Source organism: Tissierella creatinophila DSM 6911 (assembly GCF_001940565.1).
GTDB classification, from domain to species: Bacteria; Bacillota; Clostridia; order Tissierellales; family Tissierellaceae; genus Tissierella_A; species Tissierella_A creatinophila.
Genome location: NZ_LTDM01000019.1, coordinates 23,133 through 30,609, shown reverse-complemented (window position 1 = coordinate 30,609; position 7,477 = coordinate 23,133). Strand labels below are relative to the sequence as shown.

4 protein-coding genes are annotated in these 7,477 nt (G+C 31.9%); all 4 read left to right on the top strand.

Annotation, left to right across the window (positions count from 1 at the left end; all coding sequences use genetic code 11):
• Positions 1–80: 80 nt before the first annotated feature.
• Positions 81–2,402: a DNA polymerase III subunit alpha gene (gene dnaE, locus TICRE_RS06410; RefSeq protein WP_075726291.1), complete on the top strand. Its 2,322-nt coding sequence runs from the start codon at positions 81–83 to the stop codon at positions 2,400–2,402.
• A gap of 808 nt (positions 2,403–3,210) precedes the next feature.
• Complete coding sequence (locus TICRE_RS06405; protein ID WP_075726289.1) at positions 3,211–4,344, top strand: RNA-guided endonuclease InsQ/TnpB family protein; 1,134 nt, start codon at positions 3,211–3,213, stop codon at positions 4,342–4,344.
• Between the two features lie 287 nt (positions 4,345–4,631).
• Positions 4,632–5,573, top strand: a complete 942-nt coding sequence (pfkA, locus tag TICRE_RS06400) for a 6-phosphofructokinase (RefSeq protein ID WP_269843978.1) — start codon at positions 4,632–4,634, stop codon at positions 5,571–5,573.
• Positions 5,574–5,584: 11 nt separating this feature from the next.
• Positions 5,585–7,339: a pyruvate kinase gene (pyk, locus tag TICRE_RS06395; protein ID WP_075726285.1), complete on the top strand. Its 1,755-nt coding sequence runs from the start codon at positions 5,585–5,587 to the stop codon at positions 7,337–7,339.
• Positions 7,340–7,477 lie beyond the last annotated feature (138 nt).

Here is a 7,477-nt window from a genome sequence, read left to right as displayed (position 1 = left end):
TTTTAAATCAGTCGCATAATATATCTAAAATTCAAACGAGGGAACGCCGTATGAGGTGAAAGTCTCACGTACGGTGTGGAGTGGGGGAAAAGTGGGAGATAGTATCAAACACTTACCTATCACTATACTTTTGCTATGAAAGAAGAGAAGAGGTAATAGAGTATGTAGTAAAAAAATATGGATCAGATAGAGTAGCTCAAATTGTAACATTTGGAACTATGGCAGCTAGAGGAGCTATCAGAGATGTGGGTCGGGCTATGGATTTACCTTATGGAGAGGTAGACTATATAGCAAAACAAATACCAACAGACCTTGGGATGACTATAGAAAAAGCTCTTGAAGTAAGTTCTGATTTGAGAAATAGCTATGAAACAAGTGTACAAACTAAAAGACTTGTAGATGTGGCAATGGCAGTAGAAGGACTACAAAGACACACCTCAACTCATGCAGCTGGAGTAGTTATATCTAAAGAACCGATAACAAACTATGTTCCTCTTCTAAGAAATAAAGAGGCTATATCAACACAATTTAATATGACAGAACTTGAAGAAATCGGTCTTTTAAAGATGGATTTTCTGGGACTTAGGACACTTACTGTAATAAGAGATACAGTAAATCTAATAAAACAAAATCACGGTATAGACTTAGATTTTGATAAAATAACATTTGATGATCCTAAGGTATTTGAGATGTTTGCAAAAGCTGAGACACTAGGGATATTTCAATTTGAAAGTCCTGGCATGAGGGCATTTTTAAAGGAATTAAAACCAAATGTATTTGAGGATCTTATTGCTGCAAACTCGCTTTTTAGACCAGGGCCTATGAACCAGATACCAACATTCGTAGAATGTAAACACGACAGGAGTAAAATCACTTATATTCATAACAGTTTAGAAGATATATTAGATGTAACATATAGCTGTATAGTCTACCAGGAGCAGGTTATGAAAATTGTAAGAGATATAGGCGGATACTCTATGGGTCAAGCTGATTTAGTTCGTAGGGCTATGGGTAAGAAAAAAATGGATGTTATGGAAAGAGAAAGAAAGAACTTTATCTATGGGCAAGTAGATGAAAGCGGAAAAATAATAACTAGAGGCGCTATAAGAAACGGGGTAGATGAGGTTTCGGCAAATAAGATATATGATCTTATGATAGACTTTGCAAATTATGCCTTTAATAAATCACATTCTGCTGCCTATGCAGTAATTGCTTATAGAACCGCCTTTTTAAAATACTATTATCCAGTAGAATTTATGGCAGCTCAAATATCTTCTATAATGGGAAATGTGAACACTGTTTCTCTTTATATTCAAGAATGTAAAAGGCTTAATATAGAAGTACTCCCACCAGATGTAAATAAATCTTTTCATAAGTTTACAGTTGATAACGGAAGGATAAGATTTGGATTAACCGCTGTAAAAAATGTAGGTATAAACTTTATATCCGCTATAATAGAATCTAGAAGAGATGGAAACTTTAAAAGCTTTACAGATTTTATAGAGCGAATAGAAAAAGTAGATTCAAATGTTATGAATAAACGTGCTGTAGAGAGTCTTATAAAATCAGGAGCTCTGGATAGTTTAAACTTAAAGAGAACACAACTTTTAGCGATATATGAAAAGATAATAGATAGAGTTCATTCAGACAAAAAAAGAAATATAGAAGGGCAATTTTCCATTTTTGACAATGTAGTAGAATTTGAAGATAAAGATAATGCACCAGATTTAAAAGAATTTCCTCAAGAGATACTTTTAGAGATGGAAAAGGAAATTTTGGGTATATATATTTCTGGTCATCCACTAGAACCTTTTGAAAAAGAAATAAGTAGTATTTCAACTATAACTACTGCTGAAATATACGAATCTCTAGTAGATATATCTGAAGAATCATCAAAACCATTAGTTGGAATAAGAGATGGAAAAAAGATAAGGATAGCAGGTCTTATATTAGAGAAAAAAAATAAGATTACAAAGAATAATAATATGATGGCCTTTATGATTATAGAAGATATGTATGGAGTTATAGAGACTATAGTTTTTCCAAAAACTTATGAAAAATATAATTCTTTATTAAATGAAGGTAAAGTGATAGTAGTAGAGGGAAAACTCAGTTTATCTGAAGTAGAAGAACCAAAGATAATATGTGAGAGAATATTATCTCTAGAAAGTTTTAAAAAAGATAATATATATATAAAGGTAATGGGAGATAATATAGAAAAATCTATAGAAGATATAAAGCTTGCATTATCTAGACACCCTGGAGAAAGTCCGGTATATATATATATTGAAAATAAAAAGCAAACATTTCTCTCTGATAAATCTCTTTGGATAGATAGTAGCCCACATGTGATACTAGAACTAAAAGATAAATTTGGAGATGATTGTGTTAAAATGTCCTAATTATTGTTAATTATATTAAAGACTATGATATAATAAAAGATAAGTTATTTATAAGTGCTTTTAATTAAAAGCACTTATAAATTAAAATGAAAGTTTTAGGAGGAAATTATGAAGACTATTGGAATACTTACAAGTGGAGGTAACTAACAGTTACAGTAAATCTATATAAATATGAAAAAACTATTAAATCATATAGATTTATAAAATGTTGACAGCCTCCCATGTTCGTAAAGAGCATGGAGTGATAGCTTTAAGCTATCCAAAATCCTTTGAATTGCTGGAAACTCGTAAAGCTATCTAAACTACAACGTAATACGTAAGTATAAGCGTGAAAGTTGCGAAAGCAGAAAAAATTAGATAGATAGGATAAGGTTAAATCCTAAGTCCCGCATAATCGACAATCAGCAGCGAAGCTTCTGTAACATGAAGAACGTTCAACGACTATCCCGTAAGGGAGTACATTACAAGCTATTGGTAGTGGAAGCGGAGGAGCACCTATTAGGTGTATGATATAGTCTACGCTTATGTGAAAGCATAAGAAGTTCATAAGAGAACTGTATATATCTAGCAAATATATATGAATGAGCATAAAATTTATAATGTACGTTGCATTTTTGTCAAACGAACTTATTGAGTTGCAAGACAAAACAGGCAGCGTAGTGAGCTCGCGAACGAAGAAGAGAAGCAAGCGAAGCGAGATGAACATTGAAAACTTTATAAAAACTTATAAATTGATTTTGGAAATATTGACAAACATGTGTTTACATCTCTTTTAAAGTGGTATAATTAGCTTAAGGAGGTAAATAACATGATTAAGTCAATAAAGATAAGATTAATTCCTACTTTTGACCAAGAAATATTGATGAAAAAGTCAGTTGGGGTAGCTAGATTTAGCTATAACTTTGGTCTTGCCAAATGGGAAGAACTATATAAAAAGGGAGAAAAACCTACAGGCTATACTATAAAGGAAATATTTAATAATACTATTAAAAAACAAGAAGAGTATAGCTGGATTAAACAAGTAAGTTCTCAGATAACAGCTCAAGCTTTTGCTGACCTTCAAGACTCTTTTAATAGTTTCTTTAAAGGAAAAACTAAATATCCAAACTTTAAAATCAAAAAGAAATCCCGACAAATCTTCTATGTAAGGTATGACAGAATGAATATAAAAAACAATACAGTAAACATAGAAAAGATAGGAAGGGTAAAGTATAAAACAAACTATACAATTCCAAAGCTTAAAACGTATATAAATCCAAGGTGTCATTATGATGGAAAGTACTGGTACTTAACCTTTGGATTTGAACAAGGCGAAAACCAAGTCGAGTTAAATAAAGATTTAAGTATAGGAATAGACCTTGGCATAACTAACCTAGCTATAGTAAGCCATCTAGATCAACCTATTAAAAACATCAATAAAAGTTCTAAAGTTAAGAAGTTAGAGAAGAAACTAAAAAGATTACAGAGAAAGGTTTCTAGAAAGTATGAAATGAATAAGAATGGAAAAGAATTTGTTAAAACTAATAATATAATAAAGTTAGAAAAACAAATAAAACTTATTCATAGACAACTTACAAATATAAGAACAAATCACATTCATCAAGCAACAAATGCTATAATCAAGTTAAAACCATATAGAGTAGTAATGGAAAACTTAAATATTACCGGCATGATGAAAAATAAGCATCTATCAAAAGCAATAGCAAATCAAAAGCTATATGAATTTAAAAGACAAATGAAATATAAGAGTCAATTTAATGGTATAGAATTTGTTCAGGTAGATAGATTTTATCCAAGTAGTAAAACTTGCAGTAGGTGTGGAAACATAAAAAAAGATTTGAAACTAAAAGATAGAACATATAGTTGTGAATGTGGTCTTAATATTTGTAGAGATAAAAATGCAAGTTTAAACCTTTCAAAGTACCAATTAAAATTAGCATAAAGTCACAGTCGTAGAATATATCCAATCAGACTTCGATAAATCTCGTCTTCTTGGATATTCCTGACATGAGACCTACTACTATTTATTCCATAAATAGGGTTAGGGCTTCAAAAAGATGATGCTAATATGTACCATGCGTTGTATGGGAATTTAAGCCCTTGGAGTATTATATCAAACGAAAGTAGCTTAAAGCAAAATCGGATACGATGAACAGGGAAGATTATTTGGCAACGGTAATCACAGTTAAGATTTATAAGTTTTTATAAAGTTTTTATAGATAATTATAGATTTTATGCAACGGGGATGCTCCAGGAATGAATGCTGCCATAAGAGCAGTAATTAGAACAGCAATTTTTAATAATATAAATATTGTAGGGATAAAACAAGGATATGAAGGACTTATAAATGGTGAAATAGAAGAGATGAACCTATCCTCTGTAGCTGATATAATACATAGAGGAGGAACTATTCTAAGAAGTAGTAGGTCGGAAGAGTTCATGACGGAAGAAGGTTTTAAAAGAGCATTAAACGTTATAAAAGTCTTTGGTATAAATGGAATTATAGTGCTTGGTGGAGATGGTAGCTTTAAGGGCGCAAGAAAGCTTGCAAATGCAGGAGTTCCAACTATGGGAATACCTTGTACAATAGATAATGATATGGGATATACAGATTATACAATAGGGTTTTTTACAGCAGTAGAGACAGCAGCAGAAGCTATAGGTAAAATTAGAGATACAAGTACATCTCATGGAAGAGCAAATATAATAGAAGTAATGGGAAGGAACTCTGGAGATATAGCACTTTACTCAGGTATTTCAGGTGGAGCAGAAAGTATAATAGTTCCTGAAATAAAATTTAATATAGATGAAGTTATAAAAAGAGCTATACGAGGTAGAAACAGAGGTAAACTACATCATATAATAGTGCTTGCAGAAGGTGTTGGAAATCCATATGATTTAGCAGAAGATATAAAAGAAGGTAGTGATATAGATACAAGAGTTACAATTCTTGGTCATGTTCAAAGAGGAGGAACACCTACAAGTTTTGATAGAATAATGGCTAGTGAAATGGGAAGAAGAGCCGTTGAACTGCTTTTAGAGGGAAAAAGTGGAAGAGCACTTGGTATTAAATGCAATAAGGTAATGGATTTAGATATAATAGAAGCACTTGATATAGAAAAAAAATTCAATGAAGAAATGTATGAAACAGCAAAAATATTGTCAATTTAGGAGGAAAGCTTATGAAGAAAACTAAAATTGTAGCTACCATAGGACCAGCTTCAGAATCAGAAGAAGTTTTAAGGGAGCTGTTTAAAAATGGTGTAAATGTATGTAGACTTAATTTTTCCCATGGAAATCATGAAGAACACCAAGCGAGAATAGATGCTATAAAAAAGGTAAGAAAAGAGTTAGAACTTCCTATAGGTATAATGTTAGATACAAAAGGTCCTGAGATTAGACTAGGAGATTTTCGTGATGGAGAAATCACACTACAACAAGGTGATCCCTTTATTCTGACAACTAGAGATATACTGGGAGATAAGTCAATGGTAAGTGTAACTTATAAGGGACTACCAAATGATGTAAAACCAGGAAATATGATTCTTATAGATGATGGGCTTGTAGAACTCGAAGTATTATCGATAAAAGATACTGAGATAGAATGTATAGCTTTAAACAATGGAAATCTTTCAAATCATAAGGGCGTAAACGTACCTCACGTTGAAATAAATCTTCCGGCGATAACTAAAAAAGACATAGAGGATATAAAATTTGGTATAAAAAATGATGTAGACTTTATCGCAGCTTCATTTATTAGAAGAGCTGAAGATGTAACTAATATTAGAAAAGTACTAGAAGAAAATAATGGTGAAAATATAGATATAATCTCTAAAATTGAAAACCAACAAGGAGTAGACAATATAGAAGAGATACTCATGGCCTCAGATGGCATGATGGTAGCTAGGGGAGATTTAGGAGTAGAAATAGAAACTGAAATCATGCCACTTGTACAAAAAGACCTTATCAAAAGATCCAATAATGTTGGTAAACCTGTAATTACAGCAACACAAATGCTTGACTCTATGATAAGAAATCCAAGACCTACTAGGGCTGAAGTTACTGACGTTGCAAATGCAATATTTGATGGAACAAGTGCTATAATGCTTTCAGGAGAAACAGCTGCAGGAAAATATCCAGTTGATTCAGTAAAAACAATGTATAATATAGCTCTAAAAACTGAAGAAGCTTTAGACTATGAAAAACTATTAAAGATAAGAGTTGGAGAAACTGAACTTACAATTACAAACTCCATAAGTAGAGCTACTTGCTACACTGCACAGGACTTAAAAGCCGCTGCAATAGTAACTGCTACATCTAGCGGACATACTTCAAAAGCTATATCCAAATTTAAACCTAAAACCCCAATTATAGCTGCTACAACAACTGAAAGAGTAATGAGGAAATTATCTTTAGTATGGGGAGTATATCCAGTTCTTGCACCTCAAAGTGAGAGTACAGATGAAGTAGTAAAAAATTCTGTAGAAGCTGCTATAAAAGGGAAATATGTAAACGAAGGGGATTTGATTATAATAACTGCGGGAGTCCCAGTAGGTATTTCTGGAACCACAAATCTGATAAAGGTACACATAGTGGGAAAGGTACTGGTTAAAGGAACTGGGATAGGAAATAAATCAGTTGTAGGAAGAGTATGTATATATAAAGATGAAACAGACTTTTTAAATAGATTTAAAGAAGGAGATATAGTAGTTGCAAATAGCACAGATAAAGACATGATGCAGTTTATAGAAAAGGCTGGGGCTATAATAGCAGAACATGGAGGACTTACATCTCACGCGGCAATAGTAGGATTAAATCTTGAAATCCCTACCATAGTAGGTGCAGATGATGCTACAAGTATATTAAAAAATGGTGAAATAGTAACTATAGATAGCGAGACAGGACAAATTTACAAAGGTGAAACCAAAGTATTATAGAAAATATAATGGAAAAATTATAAATCTATTAAAAGTTTAAAAGGTGAATAATTCACCTTTTTTGATTGGAAATAAAAACATAGGGTATAAAACTATATGAAAAGGACAATAATTTAACTAGAAATATATAAAATGAAA

Coding starts and splice junctions, on each gene's coding strand:
- TICRE_RS06405 (WP_075726289.1), top strand. CDS start 3,211: ATGATTAAGTCAATAAAGATAAGATTAATTCCTACTTTTGACCAAGAA.
- pyk (WP_075726285.1), top strand. CDS start 5,585: ATGAAGAAAACTAAAATTGTAGCTACCATAGGACCAGCTTCAGAATCA.